The sequence below is a fragment of the Cyanobium sp. CH-040 genome (assembly GCF_024346135.1).
In the GTDB taxonomy this organism is placed as follows: domain Bacteria; phylum Cyanobacteriota; class Cyanobacteriia; order PCC-6307; family Cyanobiaceae; genus NIES-981.
Genome location: NZ_JAGQCJ010000002.1, coordinates 1 through 25,455, shown reverse-complemented (window position 1 = coordinate 25,455; position 25,455 = coordinate 1). Strand labels below are relative to the sequence as shown.

Below are 25,455 nucleotides of genomic sequence, written 5' to 3'. Positions count from 1 at the left end.
CCCGGCCTAGCGACGCTTGAGCAGGGCGGCCAGACCCTTGCGGCTGGGATCGGCGTCCTGCCCCAGGGAGAACTGCTCCACCGCCGCCGCCTCGGGGGTGGGCTCCTTGACCCCACACACCTCGCGGTACATGGCGTCGTAGGCCAGGGCCGAACGGTCCCAGCTGAAGTCGACGGTCATGCCGCGGCGCTGCAGCCGCGCCCAGGAGCGGGTGTGGCGGTAGGCCTCCCAGGAGCGCACGATCGCGGTGTAGAAGTCGATCGGCTCGTAGCGGTCGAAGCCGTAGCCGGTGCCGCTGCCCTCGCCACCGTCGGCGCCCGGATCGCTGGGGGGCACCGTGTCCACCAGGCCGCCGACCCGCCGCACCACCGGCACCGAGCCGTAGCGCATCGCCAGCATCTGGCTGATGCCGCAGGGTTCGAATCGGCTGGGCATCAGGAAGGCATCGCTGCCGCCGTAGATCAGGCGGGAGAGGGCATCGTCGTAGGTGAGGAACACGGCGAAGCGGCCCGGATGGCGGGCCGCCATCTGCCACAGCCCCGACTCGTAGGTGCGGTCGCCGGTGCCCAGCACCACGATCTGGCTGTCGGTGTAGGCCAGCACCCGGTCGGCCACCTGCAGCAGCAGGTCGACCCCCTTCTGGTCCACCAGCCGGCTGACGACGCCCATCAGATAGCTGCGGGGATTCACCGTGAGACCGAAACGCTCCTGCAGCGCCCGCTTGTTGATCGCCCGGGGAGCCAGGTCGTCGGCGCTGAAGCGGGCCGGCAGGGTGGGGTCCGTCGCGGGATCCCAGGCGCCCATGTCGATGCCGTTGAGGATGCCGCGCAACCTGCCGCTCACGAAGTTGAGCAGCCCCTCCAGCTTCTCGCCGTACTCAGCGGTGCGGATCTCCTGGGCATAGGTGGGGGACACCGCGCTGATGCGGTCGGCGTAGAGCAGGGCCGCCGCCATCGTGTGGTCACCCTGCATGTACCAGGGGCACCAGGTCATGCGGTCGAGCTTCCAGCGCCAGGGGCCCTGGTAGCGCAGGTTGTGGATGGTGAACACGGTGCTCACCTCCGGGTCCTGATGCATCCACACCGGCAGCATGCCGGTATGCCAGTCGTGGCAGTGCAGCACCTGGGGCTTCCAGTGGTGCCAGCAGAACTCGGCGGTGGCGCTGGCGAAGAAGGTGAACCGCCAGTCCTCGTCCTCGCCGCCGTAGATGCGCTCGGGGTCGAACACCGGATGGCCCACCAGATAGAGGGGCAGGCCGCTGTCGGGATGGCGGCTCTCGAAGACCGCGAAGTCGTTGCCCATCGTGTGGCCCCGCCACACCGGCTCATCGGGGATCGACAGGCGCGACCAGAGCTTGCCGTAGCCGGGAATGATCGTGCGCACGTCGTGGCCCAGCCGGGCCAGGGCCGGCGGCAGGGAACCCACCACGTCTCCCATGCCGCCCACCTTGATCAGGGGCGCGCACTCGGCGGCGGCAAACAGGATGCGCATCCGGGCACTGGCGCAGGGTGGGCGCAACTGTAGGGGTGGTGCGTCGTGGTCCCCTCAGGCTGCGGACCCGGCTCAGGGCAGCACGGTGACGGGGGTGCCCAGCTGGACCAGCTCGAACAGCTCGCGCACGTGCTCGTCGAAGAGACGCACGCAGCCGTGCGACACCGCGCGGCCCACGCTGTCACGCTGGGGCGTGCCATGGAAGCCGGAGCTCACGCAACCCTCCACCGTGAGCACTTCCACCCCGTTGAAGCCACGGCGGCCTTCGCAGTCGCGGTGAAACCCGATCCAGCGGCTGCCGAGGGGATTGTCCGGGCCCGGCGGCACATGCACGCCCGTGGCCGGATGCTCCCAGATGGGATCGGCCACCAGCTCGATCACCTGGAACTGCCCCACCGGGGTCTCCCAGCCCGGACGACCGACGGCCACGGGAAACCGCCTCAATTCTTGACCAGCTTCCAGAACTCGAAGCAGGCGGGCACGCCGATCGAGCACCAGTTCACGACTGGACGACTTCTCGGAACCGGCAGACCTGCCGGGACTGGCATAGGGCCTGAGGGCCGGTGTGTAGGGAAGCGGAGATGGTGGGCGGTGAGCAGACGTGGCGCCGGCGGCGGATGGCAGCAGCGCCGCCAGGAGCAGGACCAGGGACGGTCTCCAGAAGCGGGCAAACGCACCAGGCATGGAGGAGCCCAGCGATCCATGGAGCTGCACGCTCAAGGTAACCAGGGATGGGCGGAGAAGTCGGGGGGCCGCTTCTCCAGGAAGGCATTGCGGCCCTCCTGGCCCTCCTCGGTCCGGTAGAAGAGGTGGGTGGCCTGGCCGGCCAGCTCCTGGATGCCGGCCAGCCCGTCGGTCTCGGCATTGAAGGCCGCCTTGAGGCAGCGGATCGCCGTGGGACTGTGCTGCAGCACCTCCCGGGCCCAGCGCACTCCCTCCTCCTGGAGCTGCTCCAGCGGCACCACCGCGTTCACCAGCCCCATCGCCAGGGCCTCGGCGGCGTCGTACTGGCGGCAGAGGAACCAGATCTCGCGGGCCTTGCGCTGGCCCACCACCCGGGCCAGGAAACCGGCACCGAAGCCGCCGTCGAAACTGCCCACCCGCGGACCGGTCTGGCCGAAGCGGGCGTTCTCGGCGGCGATCGAGAGATCACAGAGCAGATGCAGCACCTGGCCGCCGCCGATGGCGTACCCCGCCACCAGGGCGATCACCACCTTGGGCAGGCTGCGGATCAGGCGCTGCAGATCGAGCACGTTGAGCCGCGGCAGGCCGTCCTCGTCCACGTAGCCGCCATCTCCGCGCACGCTCTGGTCACCGCCGGCGCAGAAGGCCCAGCCGCCGTCGGCGGCGGGCCCGGCGCCGGTGAACAGCACCACGCCGAGGCGCGGATCGTCGCGCACCCGCGAGAAGGCGTCGCAGAGCTCGTGCACCGTGCGTGGCCGGAAGGCGTTGCGCTTGTGGGGGCGGTCGATCGTGATGCGGGCGATGCCCTCATCGCTGCGCTCGAAGCGGATGTCCTCGTAGCTGCCGGCCGGTTGCCAGAGCACGGGCTGCCCGGCAGGGGAGGCCATGGTCATGGCGGTGAGACGAGGGCAGCGGCCATTCTGCGCAGCTCCCGCCTGCAGGCCGCGTCGCGGCGGCGCTCGGTGTGCAGCCGCAGCAGGGCCAGCGGCTGCTCCAGCGCCCAGGCCAGGGCAGCGGCGAGATCGGCCGGAGCGGCCACCTCCCGGCCGGGCACACCGTGGGCCGCCGCCAGGGCCAGGGGATCAACCGCCTGGGGCATGGCGAACAGGCGCTCGAAGTCGAGGGCCTCAGGGCGCTCAGGCCGGATCGGCAGCTGCTCGAAGATGCCGCCGCCACCGTTGTCGATCAGCAGCACCGTGAGGCGGCCGCGCAGCTGCCGGTGCCAGAGCCAGCCGTTGCTGTCGTGCAGCAGGGCCAGATCACCGCTCAGCAGCACCGCCCGGCCGGCCGCCTCGGCCACGCCGCAGGCCAGCGACAGGGTGCCGTCGATCCCCGAGGCGCCTCGGAAGCCATGCACCGGGCGCCAGGGCCCGTCGGGCGGGGTGAAGCTCTCCCAGTCGCGCACCGGCGAGCTGTTGGCGATCACCAGGGGCAGCTCCGGCGGCAGCAGCCGCGCCAGCCGCCGGGCCAGCAGCGGTTCGCTCCAGCCGGCGCTGGCGTCGCCGTCCAGCCGGCCGTCCAGCCAGGCCTGAACCTGGCCATCGGCGCTCAGCCAGCTGGCGGCATGGCGGCGATTGGCTGCGGACGCCAGGGCCTGGGCGGGGAGCGCGGGCAGCTGCGCCAGCCAGCGCTCGAGGCCGCTGCTCCACTGTGCCCCGGCCAGCCCGAGCGGATCCAGGGGGCGGGGATCGCCTTCGCTGACCAGCAGCTGGCGGCCACCGCAGCGCTGCAGCAGAGCCTGCAGACCACGGCTGGCGGGCAGCGGACCGAGCCGCAGCACCTGCTCGGCCAGCAGCTCCGCAGGCAGGGCTGCGGCGATCAGGTCGTAGCCGGCCACCAGCTCCAGGCCGGGGCAGCCGCGCAGACCGCTGAGGCCGTCGGCCAGCACGGGCCAGCCGCTGCGGTGCTGCCAGTGCCGCAGGGCGTCAACGAAGCCTGACCAGGCCTGGGGTTGCCCGCGCCACGGTCCGGCCACCACCAGCCCGGGGCGGTGGGGATCGAGGCCGGCCAGGCCGCCGGGCCAGGCCGCGCCAGGTTGCTGCGCCGGCTGGGCCCACGGCGGAGGAGACCCGAGCGCCCGGGAGGTGGCGGCCGCAGGGGATGCCGCCGCCGCTGCCGCCAGGGCATCCAGAGCAGCGTCGCCGGCATGCAGCGGCTCCTCGAAGGGCAGGTTGAGGTGCACGGCACCGGGGGCCGCGCCCTGGCCACCGGCGCTGGCCGCCAGGGCCTGCCGGGCCATGCCCCTGAGATCCTCGTCGGCCATCAGCGCCAGCCCCTCGGGGTGGCCCTCCCCGAGCCAACGCACGCTGGCCGCCAGGAAGCGCTCCTGATTCACCGTCTGGTTGGCGCCGCAGCCCTTGAGCCGGGCGGGACGGTCGGCCGTGAGCAGCAGCAGGGGGATGGCACCGAAGTCGGCCTCCACCGCGGCCGGCAGCAGGTTGGCCACCGCCGTGCCGGAGGTGGTGATCACGGCAGCCGGCCGGCCGCTGGCGCGACCCAGTCCCAGGGCGAAGAAGGCCGCTGAGCGCTCGTCGATGGCCGTGTGCAGCTGCAGCAGCCCACGCCGCTGCAGCAGGCCGGCCGCGGCGGCCAGGGGGCCGGAACGGCTGCCGGGGCAGAGCACCAGACGCTCCAGGCCCCCGTCCCCCAGGGCCGAGAGCAGCGCCAGCGCCGCGCGCAGGTTGGCGGCGGCGGCCTCTCCGGCCGCTGCCGGGGGCGGGGGCGGGGCGGGCGGAACGGAAGCCACCGGAGAACGAGCCGCAGCACTGCAGGATGGGTGGCAGCATCCTCCTGCCCGGCTTGAGCGCACCGGCGACGGACCCGTCCAGCGACGACACCTCTTCCCCCTCAGCCGCGGCGGCGGCGGTGAACGGGCCATGGGCCCTCATCCGCAGGCAGGTGCTGCCGCTGTTGGTGTGGGTCAGCCTGGCCCTGCTGCTGCGCTGGGCGGTGATCGAACCCCGCTGGATTCCCTCCGGCTCGATGCTGCCCAGCCTGCAGCTGGAGGACCGGGTGCTTGTGGAGAAGCTGCGCACCCGTCTGCACCGCGCCCTGCCCCTGGGCACCGTGGTGGTGTTCCATCCGCCGCCGCTGCTGCAGAAGGCCGGCTACGACCCGGCCAGCGCCCTGATCAAGCGGGTCGTCGGCCTCCCCGGCGATCGCCTGGAGGTGCGCGACGGCCGTCTGTGGCGCAACGGCGTGGCGGTGCCGCGCGACTGGAACGCCGAGCCCATGGACTACCGCCTCGAGCCCGTCACGGTGCCCCCCGGGCACCTGCTGGTGCTGGGCGACAACCGCAACGCCAGCCTCGACTCCCACTTCTGGGGGCCGTTGCCGGAGGGGCAGCTGATCGGCACCGCCGTGTGGCGCTACTGGCCCCTGCCCCGGTTCGGCCCGATCCGCCCGGGACAGGACGCGGCCTGAACCTCGACTAGGGTGCAGGCGTGACGTGGCGCACACGCAGGATGTTCAACCCGGAGTTCCTGACGAGCGACAACGAGGCGATCAGCGGCAATCCCCTGATCCAGTACCTCCAGGAGCAGTCACCGGATGTCCTGCAGCGGGTGGCCCGCTCCGCCAGCGGCGAGATCCAGGACATCATCCGCCACAACGTCCAGGGCCTGCTGGGCATGCTGCCCGGCGAGCACTTCGAGGTGAAGGTTCAGACCAGCCGCGACAACCTCGCCGGCCTGCTCGCCTCGGCCATGATGACAGGCTACTTCCTGCGCCAGATGGAGCAGCGCATGGAGCTGGAGGCCAGCCTGATGGCGGCGGCCGGCGGCGATGACCTGGACGCCGATCCCGGTCCCCTGCGGCTCTAGCCCGAAGGCCGCGAAGGCACCAGACCGAGCTTCAGCAGGCCCCGGTCGATGCGCGCCAGCGTTGCCCAGTTGCCCTCGTCGGGGGCCCAGCTGCGGGCCGCGAGCTCGTCGGCCAGCTGATTCAGGAGCTCGGCTGAACAGGCCACCGGCGCCGCGTAGTGGGCGGGCACCAGCCAGCGGATCTCGGGCAGCTGCGCCAGCGAACGGATCCAGGCCAGCAGGGCATCGCGGGCGCGGGGGAACACCAGCCGCTCCAGCACCGGCGCCACCTGCACCCGCGGCACGGCTTCGGGCACCAGGGCCTGGAACGCCTCCTCCCAGTTCTCGTGCCAGTGGAAGGGGTAGAGGCCGAAATGGCTGCGGGGATTGCGCAGGCCCGGGGCAAAGGCCCGACGCAGCACCTCCGGCCAGCCAAGCACGGTGAGGGGCTCCGGACGCAGGTAGGAGGCGAAGATCACCAGCCGCCGCCAGCCGCGCCGGCGCAGCTCCGGGCTGTCCTCCAGGGGCTGATCCCCCCGGTCGCGGGCATGGAAGAGCAGGGGGGTGGGATCGGCGTCGAAGATCTCCGGCGGCTGCGGGTCGATCGCCACCAGGGCATCGGTCACCAGCAGGCTGCCGCTGGCCCGGTGCAGGCAGGCTGCCTCCATGAAGGTGCCGAGACCGAGGTTGAGGGGTCCCAGCGCCGTCCACAGCAGTTCGTCGGCGTGGGGCAGCCCCTGCTCGAACAGCACGCGGGTGCGGCCGGCGGGAAAACCCAGCCAGCTGAGGGGCAGACGCAGGGGAAAGCTCCACTGACCGGGGGTGACCCAGAGCTCCGCCTCGGGGAAGGCACGGGCCAGGGCCGGCGCCGGCAGCTTGTGCTCCAGACCTGAGGCCGTGGGCAGCACGATCGTGCGCACCGGCCCGTAGGCGGCTTCCAGCTGCCGCAGGGCCTCGCGCAGCTCGGCGGTGACCGGCAGGGGCGCGTAGAGCATCAGCCCCCTGCGCAGCCGCACCACGGTCATGCGGATCGGCACGGCCACGTACAGCAGCCCCTGCAGCTGCTCGAAGCTCCACAGCTGGGCCGGGATCAGCTCCCGCACCAGAGTGCGACGCAGGCCGTAGGGGTAGAGGGGCAGCAATGGCCACCACGCCCAGCGCTGGCGGGCCGGTGAGGCGGAAGCGGGGGGGACGGCAGGCAAGGGAGCAGGCGGCGGAGCTGCAGGGGATCGCTGCGGGGGTGGCCGGTGGCGATAGCTGGACCGGGCCGATGCTGCCAGCCCGGGCAGGGGCCTCGCGGGACGGACAGCAAAAAGCCCCCTCGACGAGGGGGCTGCTGAACCTCGGAGGCTGAGGCGGACCTCAGCCGGGCTGTCCGTGATCAGCCAACGGCCGGGGCGGTGAGCGCCACGGGGATCGAGTCGCTGGCGGCCAGGTCGAGCGGGAAGTTGTGGGCGTTGCGCTCGTGCATCACTTCCATGCCCAGGTTGGCGCGGTTGATCACGTCGGCCCAGGTGGGCACCACCTTGCCCTGGGCGTCGAGGATCGACTGGTTGAAGTTGAAGCCGTTCAGGTTGAAGGCCATGGTGCTGATGCCCAGGCTGGTGAACCAGATGCCCACCACCGGCCAGGCAGCCAGGAAGAAGTGCAGGCTGCGGCTGTTGTTGAAGGAGGCGTACTGGAAGATCAGGCGACCGAAGTAGCCGTGGGCGGCCACGATGTTGTAGGTCTCCTCCTCCTGCCCGAACTTGTAGCCATAGTTCTGGCTCTCGGTTTCGGTGGTCTCCCGCAGCAGCGAGCTGGTCACCAGCGAGCCGTGCATGGCGGAGAAGAGGCTGCCGCCGAACACACCGGCCACACCCAGCATGTGGAAGGGGTGCATCAGGATGTTGTGCTCAGCCTGGAACACCAGCATGAAATTGAAGGTGCCGCTGATGCCGAGGGGCATGCCGTCAGAGAAACTGCCCTGACCGAAGGGATAGATCAGGAACACCGCGAAGGCGGCCGAGAGTGGGGCGCTGTAGGCCACGCAGATCCAGGGGCGCATGCCCAGGCGGTAGGAGAGCTCCCACTGCCGACCCATGTAGGCGGAGATGCCGATCAGGAAGTGGAAGACCACCAGCTGGTAGGGACCGCCGTTGTACAGCCACTCATCGAGGGAAGCGGCTTCCCAGATGGGGTAGAAGTGCAGGCCGATGGCGTTGCTGGAGGGAACAACGGCGCCGGAGATGATGTTGTTGCCGTAGAGGAAGGATCCGGCGACGGGCTCACGGATGCCGTCGATGTCGACCGGGGGAGCGGCGATGAACGCCACGATGAAGCAGATGGTGGCCGCCAGCAGGCAGGGGATCATCAGCACACCGAACCAACCCACGTAGATGCGGTTGTTGGTGGAGGTGATCCACTGGCAGAAGCTTTCCCAGCTTCCGGCGCGGCCGCCGCGCAGTGCGGTGGTCATGGAGAAGTCCTCAGGAAACGACGAGGAGGGAAGAGAACGGTTTCAGACCGGTGTTGGGCCGGGATGAGAACCGGGATGAGAACAGAGCCACGGCTGGCACGGCCGGGTTGCCCGCAGGATGCCTGTCGGGCTTCGGATGCTCAGCGGTGACCTGAAAAAGCTACGGACATTCTCAGAAGCGATGAGAAGCCGCAATGAAACGTTCCACCGCTTAGCGATTCGTTACGCCGATTGCTGCGAAGTGTTGCTGGCCTGCTCCGTCAACCACTGCTGCGCCTGTCGCACGAAAGCCGACCAGTCGATGCGCTCGCGTTCGGCGGCGCGCGCCACCAGCAGGGGCGCCTCGCGGCGGATCCGCTCCAGGTCCGGCTCCTTCACCCCCACCGAGCGGGCCAGGGTGTCGGCCATGGCCCGGCCCACCACGCGGGTGAGATAGGCGGCGCTGAGGGCCTGCACCACGCTGCCCAGCAGCCAGGTGGCCCCATGCCACTTCACCGCCCCAGCCAGGGCCTGGGTGCTCCATTCCACAACGCCCAGGCTGAGCGAGGCCCGGGCCAGTTCCACCGCCAGGGCCCGCAGCTGCTCGCCGCTCCAGGGACAGTCCCAGAGCTGAGCCATCTCCCGCACCATCAGGCCATTGGCCACCGCCAGCACCAGCAGGTCCAGGCTCGGCAGCGGCGCCGCCACCACACCGGCGGCCACCAGCCACTGGGTGCGCTGCTGGATCATCTGGAACCGCACCCTGCGCAGACCCTCCAGTTCCGCCTGCCAGCGGCTGTGCAGATCCTCGAGACAGCGCAGCTGGCGATCGCGCCGAAGCCGCGCGGCCTCGGCCGCACAGCTCTGGGCCAGGGGCCGCAGCGCCGTGTGCGGATCCTCGCTTCCGTCCCAGCAGAGAACGGTGGGGGCCGGCTGAAGCCGCAGCTGGCTGAGCAGTTCGGAGCGGGCAGCGGCAGGATCCCCGTGCGCGCCCTGGTTCAGCAGCAGCCACAGGGGTTGGCCGCCGGGGAGGGCCTCGAGCCAGCGCAGGTCGGAGGCCATCAGCGGTGTGCTCAGGCAGAACACCAGGGCGTCGCAGCTGCTGAAGGGCTCCGGCCACTGCCAGTCGCCGGTGGCCGCGGGCAGCGGGCCCGACCAGTGCAGGGTGAGGGGGTGGGAGCCCTGCAGGGCCAGCGAGAAGCGCTGCCGCGAGGCGGGATCGAGCGGGGTGCGGCCGACCACGGCCAGGTGAAGCCCCGGGCGCTGCAGCTGGGCCCGCAGGGCACTGAGTTGGGCATCCCGTCGCTGACAGGCCGGAGCCAGGGACGTCTCGGCGTGCTGGTGCTCCTGCTCGAGCTGCGCGAACTGGCCCTGCAGGGCCTCCAGCCGCTGCAGCCAGCCATCAGCCGTTGTAGGCGCGGCCATGGACGGGCGGGCACGGCCTGGCCGCAGCCACCAGAGCAGCCCGAGGCCGGCGGCGGCGGCCGCCGCGGAAAGAATGGAACCCGGAGCGAGCCGCTCCAGGCCATCGAGCGCCAGGCCGGCGGCCACGGTGCCGGCGGCCAGGGGCCACAGCCGCCGGGCGGCCAGCACAGCGAGCGGCGGCAGCGCCAGGGCCGGTGGGAGCGGGCCGGAAGGCGATGCGGACGAGCCGGACGATGCGGGCGAGCCGGACAATGCGGACGAGCAGGGCAATGCGGGCGATGCGGGTGACGGCGGTGGCGTCAACGCGATGGTGGGAGCTGAGCCTCTTTAGCTCAGGCGGCACGGTGGAGCACCATCGCGGCGCGGCCTTCGCAACCCATGCGGCGGCACCGCGGCGGCGCCGGACGATGCGGCACACTTGCGCCTGATTCAGCGGTTGCAGCCATGGCTGACGAGACCACCACGCCAGCGCCCCAGGCCGGGCGAGCCGGGGGCAACCGCGATGCGGGTGGCTTTCGCATCCGTCTGAGTGATAACGAGATGCGCGCCGCCCGCAGCATCCAGGAAGCCTTCCGTCTGCGCTCCACCGTGGCGGTGCTGGGCTTCTCGGTGCGCACCCTCGGCCAGCTCCTGGAGGAGGGCCAGCTGGAGGCGCTGGTGGCGCAGCAACAGGCCGCGGCCGGTACCCGGCCGGAGCGTCAGGACCGGTCCCCCCGCTCCGAGCGCGCCGGACGCGATGGTGGCCGGGGCGGGCGCCAGGAGCGCGCGCCGCAGGTTGATCCCTTCGCCCGACCCAGCCGGCCGGCAGCCGCCGCGGAGCCGGTGCCGTCCCCGCAACCGCAGGCGGAGCCGGAACCTGCGGAGGCCACCCAGGAGGCAGCCGAGTCCGCAGCGGACGATCACGGGGAGCCGTCCCTGGAGGCAGAGCCCTCCGTGAAGGCGGAAGCTGGGAGCGCAACCGCCGCCAGCGAGAGCTGATCGCCATGACCAGGCCCCGGGTGCTCTCCGGCGTTCAGCCCACCGGCGCCCTGCACCTGGGCAACTGGCTGGGGGCGATCCGCAACTGGGTTGATCTGCAGAGCGACCACGACACCTTTTTCTGTGTGGTGGACCTGCACGCCATCACGGTGCCCCACGATCCGGCCCGCCTGGCGGAGGACACCCTCACCACCGCCGCCCTCTACCTGGCCTGCGGCATCGATCCGGCGCGCTCCACCGTCTTCGTGCAGAGCCAGGTGCCGCCCCACAGCGAACTGTGCTGGCTGCTGAACTGCGTCACGCCGCTCAACTGGCTGGAGCGGATGATCCAGTTCAAGGAGAAGGCCGTCAAGCAGGGCGACCAGGTGTCTGCAGGCCTGCTCGACTATCCGGTGCTGATGGCCGCGGACATCCTGCTCTACGACGCCGATCTGGTGCCGGTGGGCGAAGACCAGAAGCAGCACCTGGAACTGGCCCGCGACATCGCCCAGCAGCGCATCAACGCCCGCTTCGCCCCCAGGGGAGCCGACGGCGAACCCGTACCCATCCTGAAGGTGCCCGAACCCATGATCCTGGCGGAGGGAGCCCGGGTGATGAGCCTCACCGACGGCACCAGCAAGATGAGCAAGAGCGATCCCAACGAGGGCTCACGCATCACCCTGCTGGATCCGCCGGAGCTGATCAGTCGCAAGATCAAGCGGGCCCGCACCGACCCCACCATGGGCCTGGAGTTCGGCAATCCCGAACGGCCCGAAGCCGACAACCTGCTGGGTCTCTATGCGGTGCTCTCCGGCCGCGGCCGCGCTGCGGTGGCCGAGGAATGCGCGGCGATGGGCTGGGGACGCTTCAAGCCCCTGCTCACCGAAGCCACCGTGGAGGCCCTGCGGCCCATCCAGGAGCGCTACCGCGACCTGCGCGCCGAGCCGGCCACCCTTGAGGCCGTGCTGGCCGAGGGCCGGGAGAGAGCACTGGCCGTGGCCCAGAGCACCCTGGACCGGGTTCGGGCTGCCCTCGGATTCCTGCCGGCATCCCCCCGCGCACCGCAGGCGCGCTGATCGCCAGGACAGGCACTGATCAGACGGGCTGATCAATCGGGCCGGCGGTGGCGGCGGGCCCCGATCGCTTCAAGGAATCGCCCGGCAGCAGCCGGCCCTGGGCCCGGCGGAACCCCAGGAGCTCAGGACGCCACAGGGTTTGGCGCTGGCCAGATCCAGCCGTCGCAGCTGCGACACAACCCGTCCTGTGGGTTTTGATACACATCGCCCGGCCTGCGTCAACCCCCCCGTGCCCCCCCTGGCTGTGGTGCACCCCGGCTCAGCAGGGTCATGCAGCACGATTCATTCGCGTCTGACCACCCACCGCCTGTTCGCCTCCACCCTGCTGGCCATTGCCGTGGGCAGCGTGGTGCCGATGCCCCGACCCGCCACCGCCGTCTCCCGGCCCAGGCCCCTGCCGGTGCTGCCGGAAGCGCCCCGCCCCGTGGCCGCACGCGTGGCCGATGCCGGCCCTTACACGATCACCCCGGCCCGCCGCGCCCTGCTGGACACCATCCGCTACGCCGAGGGCACCTGGAAGGGGGGCAGCCCCGAGGGCTACCGGGTGCTCTACGGCGGTGGGCTGTTCAGCGGACTGGAGCGCCATCCCGAGATCACCGTGCAGCGGCGGTACACCAGCGCCGCCGCCGGCGCCTACCAGTTCCTGCCCTCCACCTGGCAGGCGGTGTCCCGCCAGCTCAGGCTGCGCAGCTTCGAACCCCACAACCAGGACCAGGCCGCCCTGCATCTGGTCGAGCGGCGCGGCGCCCTCGCCCTGTTCGACCGGGCAGGCCTCACCGCCGACGTGATGGCGCGCCTGGCACCGGAGTGGGCCTCCCTGCCGGCCCACCACGGCGGCAGCTACTACGGCCAGCCGGTGAAGACCCGCCAGGAGCTGCTGGCCTTCTACCGCTCGGCGCTGCAGCGGCACCAGGCCGCCGGCTGAGGGCCCACGGCAGACCTCGTCCCGCCGGCGTCAGGGCTCGCGGTACACCACCCGGCCCCGGGGGTCGTTGCCGACATCGAGCAGGTGATTCTCGAGGAGCCGCTGAATCTCGGCCCGCAGCTGCTGGCTGTCCACGGGACTGCCGGGCTGCAGCGCCAGCAGGGCGTCGTTGATGGTGAAGCCGCGATCGCCGCTGCGCCGGGCCAGCTCCAGCAGCTGACGCTCCAGCAGCTGCCTCGCCAGCGGCAGAGGCTGGCCGCGGCGCAGCAGGGGCAGGGTGTTGGCCCGATCGACCATCTCCGGCATCAGCCACAGATCCACCAGCTGGCCGACCCCGCAGAGGCCGAAGCTGAGCAGATAGAGAGTGCCGCTGTAGGGCTTGCGGTTGTAGAAGCGCTGCAGCCCGCACACCCCCAGCAGTCCCAGGCCCCAGAGCAGGTAGGAGAGGGCCAGCGTGCGGCGCTCGCCATCTCGCACCAGAGGACCCGCCATCACCGCTCAACGGCCGACAGCTGAGCCTAGAAGCGCTGCGTAGGATCGGCCTTCGCCCCGTGCCGATTGCCCGTGACCGCTTCCGCGCCAGCGTCCAGCGCTGTTCCCGCCGCCGGAAGCGCCGTCCACCTGCCCAAGACCAGCGAGAGCGACCAGCTGCTGCGCATCCGCCACTCGATGAGCCACGTGATGGCCATGGCGGTGCAGAAGCTGTTTCCCAAGGCCCAGGTGACCATCGGCCCCTGGACCGAGACCGGCTTCTACTACGACTTCGACAGCCCCGATCCCTTCACCGAGGCCGACCTCAAGGCCATCAAGAAGGAGATGATCCGGATCATCAACAAGAAGCTGCCGCTCGAGCGCATCGAGGTGAGCCGCGCCGAGGCCGAGGCCAGGATCCAGGCCCAGAACGAGCCCTACAAACTCGAGATCCTGGCCGGGATCTCCGAGCCGATCACCCTCTACACCCTGGGGGAGGAGTGGTGGGACCTCTGCGCCGGCCCCCACGTGGGCAACACCGGCGAGCTCAACGCCAAGGCCTTCGAGCTCGAAAGCGTGGCCGGCGCCTACTGGCGCGGCGATGAGGCCAACGCCCAGCTGCAGCGCATCTATGGCACCGCCTGGGAAACCCCCGAGCAACTGGCCGAATACCAGCGCCGCAAGGAAGAGGCCAAGCGCCGCGACCACCGGCGCCTGGGCACGGACCTGGATCTGTTCTCGATCGAGGATGAGGCCGGCGCCGGCCTGGTGTTCTGGCATCCGCGCGGCGCCCGCATGCGCCTGCTGATCGAAGACCTCTGGCGGGATCTGCACTTCAAGGCCGGCTACGAGCTGCTCTACACGCCCCACGTGGCCGACATCAGCCTGTGGAAGACCTCCGGCCACCTCGACTTCTACAGCGAGAGCATGTTCGGGCCGATGCAGGTGGATGAGCGGGAATACCAGCTCAAGCCTATGAACTGCCCATTCCACGTGCTCACCTACGCCAGCACCCTGCGCAGCTACCGCGAACTGCCGATCCGCTGGGCTGAGCTCGGCACCGTGTACCGCTACGAGCGCCCTGGGGTGATGCACGGGCTGATGCGGGTGCGGGGCTTCACCCAGGACGACGCCCACGTGTTCTGCCTGCCCGAGCAGATCAGCGATGAGATCCTGCGCATCCTCGATCTCACCGAGCAGATCCTCTCCACCTTTGATTTCCGCAGCTACGAGATCAACCTCTCCACCCGGCCGGAGAAGTCGATCGGTGAGGACGCCGTGTGGGAGCTGGCCACCGCCGGCCTGATCGAGGCCCTGAACCGCAAGGGCTGGGCCTACAAGGTCGATGAGGGCGGCGGCGCCTTCTACGGCCCCAAGATCGACCTCAAGATCGAGGACGCCATCGGCCGGATGTGGCAGTGCTCCACCATCCAGCTCGACTTCAACCTGCCGGAGCGCTTCCAGCTGGAGTACGTGGCCGCCGACGGCACGCGCCAGCGGCCGATCATGATCCACCGCGCCATCTTCGGCTCGCTGGAGCGGTTCTTCGGGATCATGACCGAGAACTACGCCGGCGATTTCCCCTTCTGGCTGGCGCCCGAGCAGATCCGCCTGCTGCCGGTCACCGATGAGGTGGTGCCCTACGCCGAGGAGGTGCGCAGCCGGCTGGTGACCGCCGGGGTGCGGGCCACGGTGGACCATTCGGGCGACCGGCTGGGCAAGCTGATCCGCAACGGCGAGCAGATGAAGATCCCGGTGCTCGGCGTGATCGGCGCCAAGGAGGCCGAGAGCCGGCAGATCAGCCTGCGCAGCCGCCGCGACGGCGACCTGGGCTCGGTGCCCCTGGAGGAGCTGCTGGCGGCGGCGAGCGGCGCCAGCGCCAACCTGGCGGCGGGCCTGGGGCTTGAGCCCGCCGCCACGGCAGCCTGAGCTCCCGGCGATGACCATCGTCCTGGCCGGAGACATCGGCGGAACCAAGACCCTGCTCGCCCTCTACCGCACCCGCGAGGAGCAGCTCGAGCCCCTCTGCTCACGCCGCTACGGCTCGGAGGAGTGGCCCGACCTGGCACCGATGGTGCTGGCCTTCCTGGCGGAAGCCCGGGAGACGGGTGCGGCCCAGGAGGCCCCAGCGGCCGCCTGCTTCGCCGTGGCCGGCCCGGTGCAGCAGGGCACGGCCCGACTCACCAACCTCCCCTGGCAGCTGGAGGAGCGGGAGCTGAGCGCCGCCACGGGCATCCCCGTGGTGGACCTGGTGAACGACTTCGCCGTGCTGATCTATGGCCTGCTGCATCTCGGCCCCGCCCAGCAGGCCTCGATCCGCCAGGGCAGCGCCTGCGGGGATGAGCCTGTGCTGGTGCTGGGCGCCGGCACGGGTCTGGGGGTCGCCTACGGCGTGCCGGGCGCGGATGGACTGGTGGCGGTGGCCAGCGAGGCGGCCCATGCCGAATTCGCGCCGCGTCACGAGGCCGAATGGGACCTCAAGCAGTGGCTGGGGGCGGATCTGGGGATCTCCCGGGTGTCGATCGAGCGCGTGGTGAGCGGCACCGGCCTGGGGCACGTGGCCCGCTGGCTGCTCAGCCGCCGCCACCCCGACGGCGACCACCCGCTGCAGCGGGTCACGGGCGATCTGCCGGCGGCGGTGGCCAGCGCGGCGGCGCAGGCGGATCCCCTCGCCCGTGAGGCCCTGGATCTCTGGCTGGACGCCTACGGCAGCGTCGCCGGCGATCTGGCCCTCACGGGGCTCTGCCGCGGCGGCATCTGGCTGGCCGGCGGCACGGCGGGCAAGCTGCTGATGGAGCTGCGCGGCCCGCTCTTCCGCCGCGCCTTCCTGAACAAGGGGCGGCTGGCGTCGGTGCTGGAGCCGATCCCGATCACCGCCGTGACCGATCCGGCCATCGGCGAGTTCAGCGCCGCCTGCCGGGCCCGCATGCTGCTGGGCGCGGCGGGCTGAGACGGCGAGCTGAGACACTGGCCGCAGCAGAGCCATCGCCATGGTGCGCCCCCGGGTCGGCCAAGGGGTCATCGTCCACGTTCCGGCCACCACGGCCAACCTCGGGCCGGGATTCGACTGCCTCGGCGCCGCGCTGGATCTCGACAACGTGTTCGAGCTGCGCTGCATGGAGGGAGACAGCCAGCGCTTCGACCTGATCATCGAGGGGCGGGAGGGGGCCCATCTGCGCGGTGGTCCCGACAACCTCATGTACCGCTCGGCGCAGCGGGTGTGGAAGGAGGCCGGCGAGGAGCCGGTGGGGCTGGAGGCCCGTGTGCGCCTCGCGGTGCCGCCGGCCCGGGGCCTGGGCAGCAGCGCCACGGCGATCGTGGCCGGGCTGATGGGCGCCAATGCCCTGGTGGGTGAGCCCCTGAGCAAGGAGAAGCTGCTGGAGCTGGCCATCGACATCGAGGGCCATCCGGACAACGTCGTGCCCTCGCTGGTGGGAGGCCTGTGCATGACTGCCAGGGCGGCTTCCCACCGCTGGCGGGTGGTGCGCTGCGAGTGGTCACCCGAGGTGGTGGCGGTGGTGGCGATTCCAGCGATCCGGCTCACCACCAGCGAAGCCAGGCGGGCCATGCCCAAGGCGATTCCGGTGGCCGACGCGGTGATCAACCTCGGCGCCCTCACGCTGCTGCTGCAGGGGCTGCGCACCGGCAACGGCGACCTGATCACCGACGGCATGCACGACCGCCTCCACGAGCCCTACCGCTGGGGACTGATCCCCGGCGGCCAGAAGGTGCGCGAGGCGGCCCTGCAGGCCGGCGCCTGGGGCTGCGTGATCAGCGGCGCCGGGCCGAGCCTGCTGGCGCTGTGCCGGGGCGAGGTGGCCGATGCGGTGCGTCGGGAGATGCTGGTGGCCTGGCACCGGGCCGGTGTGGAGGCCCGCGGCGAGGTGCTGGGGGTGCAGCAGAGCGGCAGCCACTGGCTGCCGTTGCCGGATCTGTGCTGAGTAGATCTACTCAGCGCCTGCGGGGCAACTGTTAGCGTCAACACGCTTTCGGCGCGTAAGGGATGGACGCCAACCTGCCCCTCTTGGCTGCGTCCACCCCTCTGCTGACGGACACGGCAGCGGCCACGGGAGCGTTCCCCTGGCTCAGCCTGATCGTGCTGCTGCCTGCGGCGGTGGCGCTGCTGATGCCCCTGCTGCCCGGCGACGGCAGCGATCCCCGCCTGCCCCGCTCCCTTGCCCTGGGGGCCCTGGCGGTGGATCTGCTGCTGATGCTGGTGTGCTTCAGCCGTCACTTCGACGGCAGCCTCAGCGGTCTGCAGCTGGTGGAGCGGGTGAGCTGGGTGCCCGTGCTGGGCCTGGAGTGGTCCCTCGCCGCCGATGGCCTCTCGGCGCCGCTGGTGGTGCTCTCCGGCCTGGTCACCCTGCTCTCGGTGGCGGCCAGCTGGAAGGTGAACCGCAAGACCCGCCTCTACTACGCCCTGATGCTGGTGCAGGCCTCGGCCCAGGGGCTGGTGTTCCTGTCCCAGGACTTCCTGCTGTTCTTCCTGGCCTGGGAACTGGAGCTGGTGCCGGTGTATCTGCTGATCGCCATCTGGGGCGGCAAGCAGCGCCAGTACGCCGCCACCAAGTTCATCCTCTACACCGCCACCGCCTCGCTGCTGATCCTGGTGAGCGGCCTCGCCCTGGCCTTCAACGGCCCCTTCAGCTTCAACCTCTCCGAGCTGGCGGCCCGCAGCCCCGGGGGCACCTTCGGCCTGCTCTGCTATCTGGGCTTCCTGGTGGGCTTCGGCGTCAAGCTGCCGATGTTCCCCCTGCACACCTGGCTGCCCGACGCCCACGGCGAGGCCAACGCGCCGGTGTCGATGCTGCTGGCCGGGGTGCTGCTGAAGATGGGCGGCTACGCCCTGATGCGCTTCAACGTACAGATGCTGCCCGAGGCCCATCTGGTGCTGGCCCCGGCCCTGATCGTGCTGGGCATCGTCAACATCATCTACGGCGCCCTCAACGCCTTCGCCCAGGACAACGTCAAGCGGCGCATCGCCTGCAGCTCGGTGAGCCACATGGGCTTCGTGCTGGTGGGCATCGGTGCCATCGATGCCCTGGGCATGAGCGGGGCCATGCTGCAGATGATCAGCCACGGCCTGATCGCCGCGGCGATGTTCTTCGTCACCGGCGTGTTCTACGAGCGCACCGAGACCCTCTCGATCCCCAACATGGGTGGTCTGGCCAAGGCGCTGCCGATCACCTTCGCCTTCTTCCTGGCCAGCTGCCTGGCTTCGCTCGCTCTGCCCGGCATGAGCGGCTTCGTCAGCGAGATCACGGTGTTCCTGGGGGTGACCGCCAACGACGACTTCACCACCGGCTTCCGGGTGATCACGATCGTGCTGGCCGCCATCGGCCTGGTGCTCACGCCGGTCTACCTGCTGAGCCTCTGCCGCCGCGTGTTCTTCGGGCCCCGCATCCCGGCCCTCGCCGTGGTGGGCGACATGACCCCCCGGGAGCTGGTGATCGGCCTCACCCTGCTGGTGCCCACCCTGGTGATCGGCTTCTGGCCGCGGGTGGCGATCGACTTCTATTCCGCCAGCACCAACGCCCTCTCCAGCCAGCTCGCCGGCACCGTGGCCGTGGCGCTGGGACGGTTCACCGCCCTGGGCTGAACCGCACACCCCCCGCTCGATGGTCTGAAATGGCGGCAGCGACCCCTCCGCCATGGCCAACGCGTCAGCCCCGGCTCAGCCCCCCCTGCTGGCGGGCACCGGTCTGCCCAGCTTCGAGGAGATCACCCCGGAGCAGGTGGACGCCGCGATCCCGGCCCTGCTGCGGGACCTGCACGAGGAACTGGAGAGCCTCGAATGCCGGCTGGAGCAGCGTCTGGGTGCCGCCGACGGCAACGGTCCGGAGCCCCAGCCAGTCATCGGCTGGGAGGAGCTGATGGATCCGCTGCGCCATCTGGAGGAACGGCTGCGCTGGAGCTGGGGGGTGGTGAGCCATCTGCATGGCGTGTGCAACAGCCCGGCGCTGCGCGAGGCCTACCAGAACCAGCAGGGGGCGGTGGTGGCCTTCGGCAGCCGGGCCGGTCAGAGCAGGCCGATCTACCGAGCCCTGGAGCAGCTGGAGCGCCAGCACCTCGATGGCACCCAGCGCCGCATCCTGGCCTCCGAGCTGCGCCACATGCGGCTGCGCGGTGTGGGGCTGGAGGGGAGCGAGCAGGAGGCCTTCAATGCCGCCACCGCCGAACTGGCCCAGCTGGCCAGCGACTTCGGCAACCACGTGCTCGATGCCACCAACAAGTGGAGCCTCAAGCTCACCAGCGAGGAGGAGCTCGCGGGCCTGCCCGACAGCCTCAGGGCCCTGCTGGCCCAGGCGGCCCGCGATGCGGGCGATGACGGCTGGCGCATGGGGCTGGACATGCCGCGGGTGGTGCCGTTCCTGAAGTACAGCCGGCGGCGCGACCTGCGCGAGGCCGTCTACCGCGCCCAGGTGTCCCGGGCCTCCGGTGGCGACCTCGACAACAGACCCCTGATCGAACGCATCCTCAGCCTGCGGCTGGAGCAGGCCCGGCGCCTGGGCTACGCCAACTGGGCGGAGGTGAGCCTGGCCAGCAAGATGGCCGAATCGGTGGCCGAGGTGGAGCAGCTGCTCGACGATCTGCGGGCCGCGGCCTACCCCGTGGCCCAGCGGGAGCTGGAGGAGCTGCGCGCCTGCGCCGCCCGCCACGGCGCCCCGGAAGCCGCCGATCTCAAACCCTGGGACGTGGCCCACTGGGCCGAGGTGCTGCGCAAGGAGAGCTTCGAGCTGGACACCGAGGCCCTGCGCCCCTGGTTCCCGCTCGAGCAGGTGCTGCAGGGGCTGTTCGGGCTCTGCCAGCGGCTGTTCGACATCCGCATCCAGGCCACCGAGCCGGGCGAAGCACCCACCTGGCATCCCGACGTGCGCTACTTCCGCGTGCACGACGGCGCCAGCGGCGACCTGCTGGCGGCCTTCTACCTCGACCCCTACAGCCGGCCAGGCAGCAAGCGCGGCGGCGCCTGGATGGACGAGTGCCTGGGCCGCAGCCGCACCCCCGCCGGCGAGCCGGTGCTGCCGGTGGCCTACCTGATCTGCAACCAGAGCCCCCCGGTGGGCGACACCCCCAGCCTGATGACCTTCGAGGAGGTGGAGACCCTCTTCCACGAGTTCGGCCACGGCCTCCAGCACATGCTCACCACGGTCGACCGGCCCCGGGCCGCCGGCATCAGCAACGTGGAGTGGGACGCGGTGGAACTGCCCAGCCAGTTCATGGAGAACTGGTGCTACGAGCGCACCACCCTGATGGGCATGGCCCGCCACTGGCAGAGCGGCGAGCCGCTGCCGGAGGCGGAGTATCAGAAGCTGCTGGCCGCCCGCACCTTCATGGGCGGCACCGCCACCCTGCGCCAGGTGCATTTCGCCCTCACCGACCTGCGCCTGCACAGCCGGTGGACCCCGGAGTGCGGCCAGACGCCGGAGCAGCTGCGCCGGGAGGTGGCGCGCACCACCACGGTGCTGGAACCGATCCCCGAGGACGCCTTCCTCTGCTCCTTCAGCCACATCTTCGCCGGTGGCTACTCGGCGGGCTACTACTCCTACAAGTGGGCGGAGGTGCTCAGCGCCGACGCCTTCAGCGCCTTCGAGGAGGTGGGACTCGACGACGAGGAGCAGGTGGTGGCCACCGGCCGCCGCTTCCGCGACACGGTGCTCAGCCTGGGGGGGAGCCGCTCGCCGGCGGAGGTGTTCGAGGCGTTCCGGGGCCGCCCGCCCAGCCCCGAGGCGCTGATCCGTCACTCCGGGCTGACGGCCGTCTGAACCGCCCGTCCCCTGCAACCGCCCGTGTGGCACCCGGACCGGGGATCAGGGCCGCAGCAGCTCCGCCACGATCGCCTCCAGACCGGCGGGACTGGTGATCAGCTGCTGGTGATGCCACACCGGCAGCTGGTGCCGTGAGCCCCGGGGCAGCACACCCGTCCAGCTGGGCACCACCATCTGGTCGGGGAGGCACCAGAAGCTGGTGCACTCCACCCCCTCCAGGCCGGCGGGGTCGTCGTTGAGCCTGCGCAGCAGGGGGCTGCCGGGCCTCAGGTCGGCCACGGTGGACAGCCAGCGGCGGGGCCAGGGCAGGGCCAGCAGGCTGCCCCTGTGCGGGCTGCCGACGCTGATCAGGCGGCGGGTGCGCTCCCGACCGCCCAGCAGCTGGATCCAGGTGCGCGCGATCACCCCGCCGAGGGAGAACCCCAGCACATCCACCGGCTGATCCGGTCCGAAGCAGTCCGCCACGGCCTGCCCCAGCTCCTCGGCCAGCTCCAGCACCGGCCGCTCCCCGAGGCCATGGGGCAGGTGGGGCACGAGCACGGGGTCACGGCGGCCTTCGAGCCGCTGCTCGAGACGTCGGAACAGCCCCGGTGTGTCCCAGAGACCATGCACCAGCACGAGCGGCGGGGCCGTGCAGCCGGGCTGGGAGGAGCCGGGCTGGGGGCTGCCGGGCTGGGGGGTGTCGGGCCTGGGGGTGTCGTTGGCGGGCGGGGAACTGGGCATGACGGCGGCGGGGACAGGACGCTCCGCTCAGGTCAGGTCAGGATGGCGCCATGAACGCCCAGGACCAACCCTTCGCCACCGCTGCCGATGGGCGGCTGCAGGCCATCGCCGAGGCGTTCGCCATCGCCACGCCGGTGCGCGGCCTCGCCCCGCTGGGCAGCGGCAATGTCAACGACACCTACCGGGTGGAGGCGGCCGACGGCAGTCTCTACGTGCTGCAGCGGCTCAACACAGGCGTGTTTCCGCGGCCGGAGCTGGTGATGGGCAACATCGCCACGCTGGGCGAGCACCTCGACGGCCGGCCCGCTCCCCGGCTGCGCAGTGGCAGGAGCTGGGAGCTGCCGCGGCTGGTGCCGGCCCGCAGCGGGGGGGCCAGCTGGCTGGAGCGGGACGGCCAGGCCTGGCGGCTGCTCACCCACATCGACGACAGCGTGAGCCACGACACGGTGCAGGATTCCGGCCACGCCCGGGAGGTGGGACGGGCCCTGGGGCGCTTCCACCTGCTGATCCACGACCTGCCCTGCGCTCAGCTGGCCGACACCCTGGAGGGCTTCCATGTGACGCCCCGCTACCTGGCGGCCTACCAGGAGCTGCTGGACAGTCGCGGCCTGGATCAGGCCTGCGAGGCCAGCCGCTTCTGCCGCGCTTTCGTGGCTGAACGGGAGGCGCTGGTGCCGGCCCTGGAGCAGGCCCGTCTGCAGGGCCGACTGCAGGAGCGGCCGATCCACGGCGATCCCAAGGTGAACAACGTGCTGCTCGACCGCCGCAGCGGCGAGGCGGTGGCACTGGTGGATCTGGACACGGTGAAGCCGGGCCTGGTGCAGTACGACATCGGCGACTGCCTGCGCTCGGGCTGCAATCCGGCAGGCGAGGAGGCCGCGGACCTGAACGCCGTGAGCTTCGATCTGGCCCTCTGCCGGCCGATGCTGGGCGGCTACCTGGAGCTGGCGCGGCCGTTTCTCACCCCGGCCGACCTGGAGCTGATCCCCACCGCGGTGCGCCTGATCAGCTTCGAGCTCGGCCTGCGCTTCTTCAGCGACCATCTGGCCGGCAACCGCTACTTCAAATGCCGCCACCCCCGCCACAACCTGGAGCGGGCCCTGGTGCAGTTCCGCCTGGTGCAGAGCATCGAGGCCCAGCAGGGGGCGATCGAGGCGCTGGTGGAGGAGCTGGGATGATGCTGGCTGCCGAGCTGGTGCCCCACGCCGCTCGGGAGGCGCTGACGGAGGCGTCGCGGGGATCCGCACTCAGCCTCCACGCCCGGGCGGAGCGCCTGGGGGCGCACCTGCGGCTCGGCTACGACCTCTGCGGGCCTCTGGAGCAGCTTCGGATTCCGCCGCTCCAGGCGGTGCCGCTACGCCGGGACGGCCTCTGGCAGCACACCTGTCTGGAAGCGTTCCTGGCCGTGCCCGGGCGGGAGGGCTACTGGGAGCTGAACCTGGCGCCGTCGGGGGACTGGAACTGGTATCAGCTGGACGGCTACCGCCGCAACCTGCGCCCCGATCCCGCGCTGGAGGCCCTGCCCCTGGCGGTGGAGCACAGCACCGGCGCCCTGCGGCTGCAGGCCTCGCTGCCCCTGCCACCGCCGCTGGCGGAGGCGGAGGAGCTGGAGCTGGCGCTCACCGCCGTTCTCGAGCACGCCGATGGCGGTCTCAGCTACTGGGCCCTGGTTCACCCAGCGGGAGACGCAGACTTCCACTGGCGCGGCGGATGGCGACGCTGCCGCTGAACCCCGGCACCGGGGCCGCGCACTTGCGCAGCTCCAGCTGCACCGGCAGCGGGCCGTGGCACTCGACGATCAGCTCCAGGATGGCCTGCGCGTAGCGCTCCAGGGTGTGGCAGCGGATGCTGCGGGCCTGGCGCTGCAGGGCGCCGATCAGGGTGGCGTAATCGAGCGTGTCGGCCAGCTGATCGGTGCCGCCGGCGAGCGCCGGATCCACCCCCAGCTCCAGATCCAGTTCGAACCACTGACCGTGCTCGCGCTCGAACGGCAGCACGCCCACGTGGGCCCAGAGGCGCAGCCCCCGCACGGCGATGCCATTGCCGGGGAGGCCAGGGCCCACGGTGGCAGGGGTGCTCACAGGGGCAGGGCGCGGTGGCTGAAGCGGCGGGTGCCGCTGGCGTAGTCGGCGGCGATGTGGCCCTCGCCGCGCAGCCGGTAGCGGTAGGTCACCAGGCCCTCCAGCCCCACCGGCCCCCGGGGCGGCAGGGTCTGGGTGCTGATGCCCACCTCCGCCCCGAAGCCATAGCGGAAGCCGTCGGCGAAGCGGGTGGAGCAGTTCAGGTACACCCCGGCGCTGTCCACCGCCGCCAGGAAGCGGTCGGCCGCCGCGGGGTCGGTGGTGCAGATGGCGTCGGTGTGGCGGGAGCCGTAGGTGGCGATGTGCTCGAGGGCCGCCTGCAGATCGGGCACCACCTTCACCGCCAGGATCAGGTCGGAGTACTCCGTGCCCCAGTCGTCCTCCGAGGCGGCGTGGGGCACCCCCAGGGCCCGGGCGGCGGCGTCGCCGCGCAGCTCCACGCCGGCCGCCGCGAAGGCGGCCACAGCCGCCGGCAGGAACGTGGGCGCGATGGCCTGGTGCACCAGCAGGGTCTCGATGGCGTTGCAGGCGGCCGGGTACTGGGTCTTGGCGTCGATCGCCACCCGCAGGGCCTGGTCGGGATCCACCTGCCGGTCGACGTAGAGGTGGCAGATGCCATCGGCGTGGCCGAGCACCGGGATGCGCGTGTTGTCCTGGATGAAGCGCACCAGGGCGTTGGAGCCGCGCGGGATGATCAGGTCCACCAGCCCGTCGAGGCGCAGCAGGGCCAGGCTCTCCTGGCGGCTGGTGAGCAGCTCCAGGGCGGAGGGGTCCACGGCGCTGCCGGCCAGGCCCGCCCGCAGGGCCTCGAGGATGGCTGCGCAGCTGCGGCTGGCTTCCCTGCCGCCCTTGAGCAGGGCGCCATTCCCGGAGCGGATCGCCAGGGAGGCGATCTGCATCACTGCATCGGGCCGGGCCTCGAAGATCACCCCCAGCACCCCCAGCGGCACGGTGACGCGCTCCAGCACCAGCCCCTGATCGAGCTCGGTGTGCAGCTGGCGCCGCCCCAGCGGGTCGGCCAGGGCGGCCACCTGGCGCACACCGGCGATGGCGGCGTCCAGCTTGGCGGCGTCCAGCTTCAGGCGCGCCACCAGGGCCGGCGCCAGGCCGTCGGCGGCGGCGGCCTCCAGGTCGGCGCTGTTGGCCGCCAGGATCGCCTCCCGACCACGGCCCAGGGCCTCAGCCATGGCCTCCACGGCCGCCCGCCGCTGGCCGTCGGCGAGCTGGCCCAGGGCCATGGCGCTGCGGCGCACGGCGGCGGCGCGCTGCAGGAGCTCGGGGCTGGGGTCGGGAACGGTGGGGTCGGAAACCGTGGGGTCGGAAACCGTGGGGTCGGAAACCGAGGTGGAGCTCGGGGCGGAGATGCTCATGGCTGCCATCATCCCAACTCACGCGCGGCATCCGGAGCCAGCCGGTCGAGGGCCAGGCGGGCAGCCCCCAGGCGGCCGGCGCCGTTGCCGAGGGCACAGGGTTCGATCCGCAGCCCCTCGCGGCTCACCTCCAGCACCCGCTGCCGCACCTGCCGCCAGGCGGCCGGCAGGAAGTGGCGGCTGGCGGCGCTCAGGCCGCCGCCGATCAGCACCAGCTCGGGGGTGAACAGGTAGAGCAGGGAGCTC

The 25,455-nt window shown here is 71.5% G+C and carries 24 protein-coding genes; 12 read left to right on the top strand and 12 right to left on the bottom strand.

Annotation, left to right across the window (positions count from 1 at the left end; all coding sequences use genetic code 11):
* Positions 1-6: 6 nt before the first annotated feature.
* The 4 genes from glgA to menD all read right to left on the bottom strand — a co-directional run bounded on the left by glgA (position 7) and on the right by menD (position 4,921).
* On the bottom strand, positions 7-1,491 hold the full coding sequence (glgA, locus tag KBY90_RS02930; protein WP_315858703.1) for a glycogen synthase GlgA: 1,485 nt from the start codon (positions 1,489-1,491) through the stop codon (positions 7-9).
* 72 nt (positions 1,492-1,563) lie between these two features.
* The gene (locus KBY90_RS15145; RefSeq protein WP_396122504.1) at positions 1,564-1,935 is read right to left on the bottom strand and encodes a L,D-transpeptidase; all 372 of its coding nucleotides are present in this window, start codon (positions 1,933-1,935) and stop codon (positions 1,564-1,566) included.
* A 272-nt stretch (positions 1,936-2,207) separates the two neighbouring features.
* Positions 2,208-3,062, bottom strand: coding sequence for a 1,4-dihydroxy-2-naphthoyl-CoA synthase (gene menB, locus KBY90_RS02920; protein WP_254966969.1), 855 nt, complete (start codon positions 3,060-3,062; stop codon positions 2,208-2,210).
* 2 nt (positions 3,063-3,064) lie between these two features.
* Positions 3,065-4,921, bottom strand: a complete 1,857-nt coding sequence (menD, locus tag KBY90_RS02915) for a 2-succinyl-5-enolpyruvyl-6-hydroxy-3-cyclohexene-1-carboxylic-acid synthase (RefSeq protein ID WP_254966968.1) — start codon at positions 4,919-4,921, stop codon at positions 3,065-3,067.
* A 119-nt stretch (positions 4,922-5,040) separates the two neighbouring features.
* On the opposite strand from menD, the gene lepB reads away from it, so the two are divergent.
* Together lepB and KBY90_RS02905 are read left to right on the top strand one after the other, a co-directional pair.
* Positions 5,041-5,598 (top strand): signal peptidase I, encoded by a 558-nt coding sequence (lepB, locus tag KBY90_RS02910; RefSeq protein WP_254967167.1) that lies wholly within the window; start codon positions 5,041-5,043, stop codon positions 5,596-5,598.
* A gap of 41 nt (positions 5,599-5,639) precedes the next feature.
* Complete coding sequence (locus KBY90_RS02905; protein WP_254966967.1) at positions 5,640-5,996, top strand: DUF760 domain-containing protein; 357 nt, start codon at positions 5,640-5,642, stop codon at positions 5,994-5,996.
* Here KBY90_RS02905 and KBY90_RS02900 read toward each other — a convergent pair.
* The 3 genes from KBY90_RS02900 to KBY90_RS02890 all read right to left on the bottom strand — a co-directional run bounded on the left by KBY90_RS02900 (position 5,993) and on the right by KBY90_RS02890 (position 10,089).
* Positions 5,993-7,177: a DUF4336 domain-containing protein gene (locus tag KBY90_RS02900; protein WP_254966966.1), complete on the bottom strand. Its 1,185-nt coding sequence runs from the start codon at positions 7,175-7,177 to the stop codon at positions 5,993-5,995. The two genes, KBY90_RS02905 and KBY90_RS02900, sit on opposite strands and share 4 nt — an antisense overlap.
* A 179-nt stretch (positions 7,178-7,356) precedes the next feature.
* Positions 7,357-8,433, bottom strand: coding sequence for a photosystem II q(b) protein (gene psbA / locus KBY90_RS02895; RefSeq protein ID WP_254966965.1), 1,077 nt, complete (start codon positions 8,431-8,433; stop codon positions 7,357-7,359).
* Positions 8,434-8,655: 222 nt separating this feature from the next.
* Positions 8,656-10,089 (bottom strand): YcjF family protein, encoded by a 1,434-nt coding sequence (locus tag KBY90_RS02890; protein ID WP_254966964.1) that lies wholly within the window; start codon positions 10,087-10,089, stop codon positions 8,656-8,658.
* 192 nt (positions 10,090-10,281) lie between these two features.
* Between KBY90_RS02890 and KBY90_RS02885 the strand changes: the two genes are divergently transcribed.
* The 3 genes from KBY90_RS02885 (at position 10,282) to KBY90_RS02875 (ending at position 12,795) form a co-directional block, all read left to right on the top strand.
* The gene (locus KBY90_RS02885; RefSeq protein WP_254966963.1) at positions 10,282-10,815 is read left to right on the top strand and encodes a hypothetical protein; all 534 of its coding nucleotides are present in this window, start codon (positions 10,282-10,284) and stop codon (positions 10,813-10,815) included.
* A 5-nt stretch (positions 10,816-10,820) separates the two neighbouring features.
* Positions 10,821-11,870 carry a tryptophan--tRNA ligase gene (trpS, locus tag KBY90_RS02880; protein ID WP_254966962.1) on the top strand — a complete coding sequence of 350 codons (1,050 nt, stop codon included), beginning with the start codon at positions 10,821-10,823 and terminating at the stop codon, positions 11,868-11,870.
* Positions 11,871-12,099: 229 nt separating this feature from the next.
* On the top strand, positions 12,100-12,795 hold the full coding sequence (locus KBY90_RS02875) for a glycoside hydrolase family 104 protein (RefSeq protein ID WP_254966961.1): 696 nt from the start codon (positions 12,100-12,102) through the stop codon (positions 12,793-12,795).
* Positions 12,796-12,825: 30 nt separating this feature from the next.
* On the opposite strand, the gene KBY90_RS02870 is transcribed toward KBY90_RS02875, so the two are convergent.
* Complete coding sequence (locus KBY90_RS02870) at positions 12,826-13,287, bottom strand: TM2 domain-containing protein (RefSeq protein WP_254966960.1); 462 nt, start codon at positions 13,285-13,287, stop codon at positions 12,826-12,828.
* A 177-nt stretch (positions 13,288-13,464) separates the two neighbouring features.
* Here KBY90_RS02870 and thrS point away from each other — a divergent pair, with 177 nt between their 5' ends.
* The 5 genes from thrS to KBY90_RS02845 all read left to right on the top strand — a co-directional run bounded on the left by thrS (position 13,465) and on the right by KBY90_RS02845 (position 21,032).
* Positions 13,465-15,195: a threonine--tRNA ligase gene (gene thrS, locus KBY90_RS02865; protein ID WP_254967166.1), complete on the top strand. Its 1,731-nt coding sequence runs from the start codon at positions 13,465-13,467 to the stop codon at positions 15,193-15,195.
* A 10-nt stretch (positions 15,196-15,205) separates the two neighbouring features.
* On the top strand, positions 15,206-16,216 hold the full coding sequence (locus KBY90_RS02860; RefSeq protein ID WP_254966959.1) for a glucokinase: 1,011 nt from the start codon (positions 15,206-15,208) through the stop codon (positions 16,214-16,216).
* Positions 16,217-16,256: 40 nt separating this feature from the next.
* Positions 16,257-17,207 (top strand): homoserine kinase, encoded by a 951-nt coding sequence (gene thrB / locus KBY90_RS02855; protein WP_254966958.1) that lies wholly within the window; start codon positions 16,257-16,259, stop codon positions 17,205-17,207.
* A gap of 62 nt (positions 17,208-17,269) precedes the next feature.
* Complete coding sequence (locus tag KBY90_RS02850; RefSeq protein WP_254966957.1) at positions 17,270-18,865, top strand: NAD(P)H-quinone oxidoreductase subunit 4; 1,596 nt, start codon at positions 17,270-17,272, stop codon at positions 18,863-18,865.
* A 52-nt stretch (positions 18,866-18,917) separates the two neighbouring features.
* Positions 18,918-21,032, top strand: coding sequence for a M3 family metallopeptidase (locus KBY90_RS02845; RefSeq protein WP_254966956.1), 2,115 nt, complete (start codon positions 18,918-18,920; stop codon positions 21,030-21,032).
* 45 nt (positions 21,033-21,077) lie between these two features.
* Here KBY90_RS02845 and KBY90_RS02840 read toward each other — a convergent pair whose 3' ends face one another.
* A complete protein-coding gene (locus KBY90_RS02840; protein WP_254966955.1) occupies positions 21,078-21,758 on the bottom strand; it encodes an alpha/beta fold hydrolase in 681 nt (226 codons plus the stop codon).
* A gap of 50 nt (positions 21,759-21,808) precedes the next feature.
* Here KBY90_RS02840 and KBY90_RS02835 point away from each other — a divergent pair, with 50 nt between their 5' ends.
* Positions 21,809-22,936: a phosphotransferase enzyme family protein gene (locus KBY90_RS02835; protein WP_254966954.1), complete on the top strand. Its 1,128-nt coding sequence runs from the start codon at positions 21,809-21,811 to the stop codon at positions 22,934-22,936.
* Entirely contained in the window at positions 22,933-23,487 is a 555-nt protein-coding gene (locus KBY90_RS02830) for a DOMON-like domain-containing protein (RefSeq protein ID WP_254966953.1), read from the top strand. Before KBY90_RS02835 ends, KBY90_RS02830 begins: the two co-directional genes overlap by 4 nt.
* Here the strand turns inward: KBY90_RS02830 and KBY90_RS02825 are convergent.
* The 3 genes from KBY90_RS02825 to KBY90_RS02815 all read right to left on the bottom strand — a co-directional run.
* Positions 23,411-23,839, bottom strand: coding sequence for a dihydroneopterin aldolase (locus tag KBY90_RS02825; RefSeq protein WP_254966952.1), 429 nt, complete (start codon positions 23,837-23,839; stop codon positions 23,411-23,413). The two genes, KBY90_RS02830 and KBY90_RS02825, sit on opposite strands and share 77 nt — an antisense overlap.
* Positions 23,836-25,209: a glutamate-5-semialdehyde dehydrogenase gene (locus KBY90_RS02820; protein ID WP_261353022.1), complete on the bottom strand. Its 1,374-nt coding sequence runs from the start codon at positions 25,207-25,209 to the stop codon at positions 23,836-23,838. The genes KBY90_RS02825 and KBY90_RS02820 overlap by 4 nt, the downstream gene beginning before the upstream one ends.
* A gap of 8 nt (positions 25,210-25,217) precedes the next feature.
* Positions 25,218-25,455, bottom strand: a 238-nt coding sequence (locus tag KBY90_RS02815; RefSeq protein WP_254966951.1) for an ROK family protein, incomplete at its 5' end; no start/stop codon positions are given.

Bases quoted from the DNA above. Each gene is read 5' to 3' on its own strand.
- KBY90_RS02860 (WP_254966959.1), top strand. From the start codon at position 15,206: ATGACCATCGTCCTGGCCGGAGACATCGGCGGAACCAAGACCCTGCTC.
- KBY90_RS02850 (WP_254966957.1), top strand. From the start codon at position 17,270: ATGGACGCCAACCTGCCCCTCTTGGCTGCGTCCACCCCTCTGCTGACG.
- trpS (WP_254966962.1), top strand. From the start codon at position 10,821: ATGACCAGGCCCCGGGTGCTCTCCGGCGTTCAGCCCACCGGCGCCCTG.
- KBY90_RS02885 (WP_254966963.1), top strand. From the start codon at position 10,282: ATGGCTGACGAGACCACCACGCCAGCGCCCCAGGCCGGGCGAGCCGGG.
- KBY90_RS02870 (WP_254966960.1), bottom strand. From the start codon at position 13,287: ATGGCGGGTCCTCTGGTGCGAGATGGCGAGCGCCGCACGCTGGCCCTC.
- KBY90_RS02835 (WP_254966954.1), top strand. From the start codon at position 21,809: ATGAACGCCCAGGACCAACCCTTCGCCACCGCTGCCGATGGGCGGCTG.
- KBY90_RS02830 (WP_254966953.1), top strand. From the start codon at position 22,933: ATGATGCTGGCTGCCGAGCTGGTGCCCCACGCCGCTCGGGAGGCGCTG.
- KBY90_RS02905 (WP_254966967.1), top strand. From the start codon at position 5,640: ATGTTCAACCCGGAGTTCCTGACGAGCGACAACGAGGCGATCAGCGGC.
- menB (WP_254966969.1), bottom strand. From the start codon at position 3,062: ATGGCCTCCCCTGCCGGGCAGCCCGTGCTCTGGCAACCGGCCGGCAGC.
- KBY90_RS02845 (WP_254966956.1), top strand. From the start codon at position 18,918: ATGGCCAACGCGTCAGCCCCGGCTCAGCCCCCCCTGCTGGCGGGCACC.
- glgA (WP_315858703.1), bottom strand. From the start codon at position 1,491: ATGCGCATCCTGTTTGCCGCCGCCGAGTGCGCGCCCCTGATCAAGGTG.
- KBY90_RS02840 (WP_254966955.1), bottom strand. From the start codon at position 21,758: ATGCCCAGTTCCCCGCCCGCCAACGACACCCCCAGGCCCGACACCCCC.
- KBY90_RS02820 (WP_261353022.1), bottom strand. From the start codon at position 25,209: ATGAGCATCTCCGCCCCGAGCTCCACCTCGGTTTCCGACCCCACGGTT.
- thrS (WP_254967166.1), top strand. From the start codon at position 13,465: ATGAGCCACGTGATGGCCATGGCGGTGCAGAAGCTGTTTCCCAAGGCC.
- thrB (WP_254966958.1), top strand. From the start codon at position 16,257: ATGGTGCGCCCCCGGGTCGGCCAAGGGGTCATCGTCCACGTTCCGGCC.
- psbA (WP_254966965.1), bottom strand. From the start codon at position 8,433: ATGACCACCGCACTGCGCGGCGGCCGCGCCGGAAGCTGGGAAAGCTTC.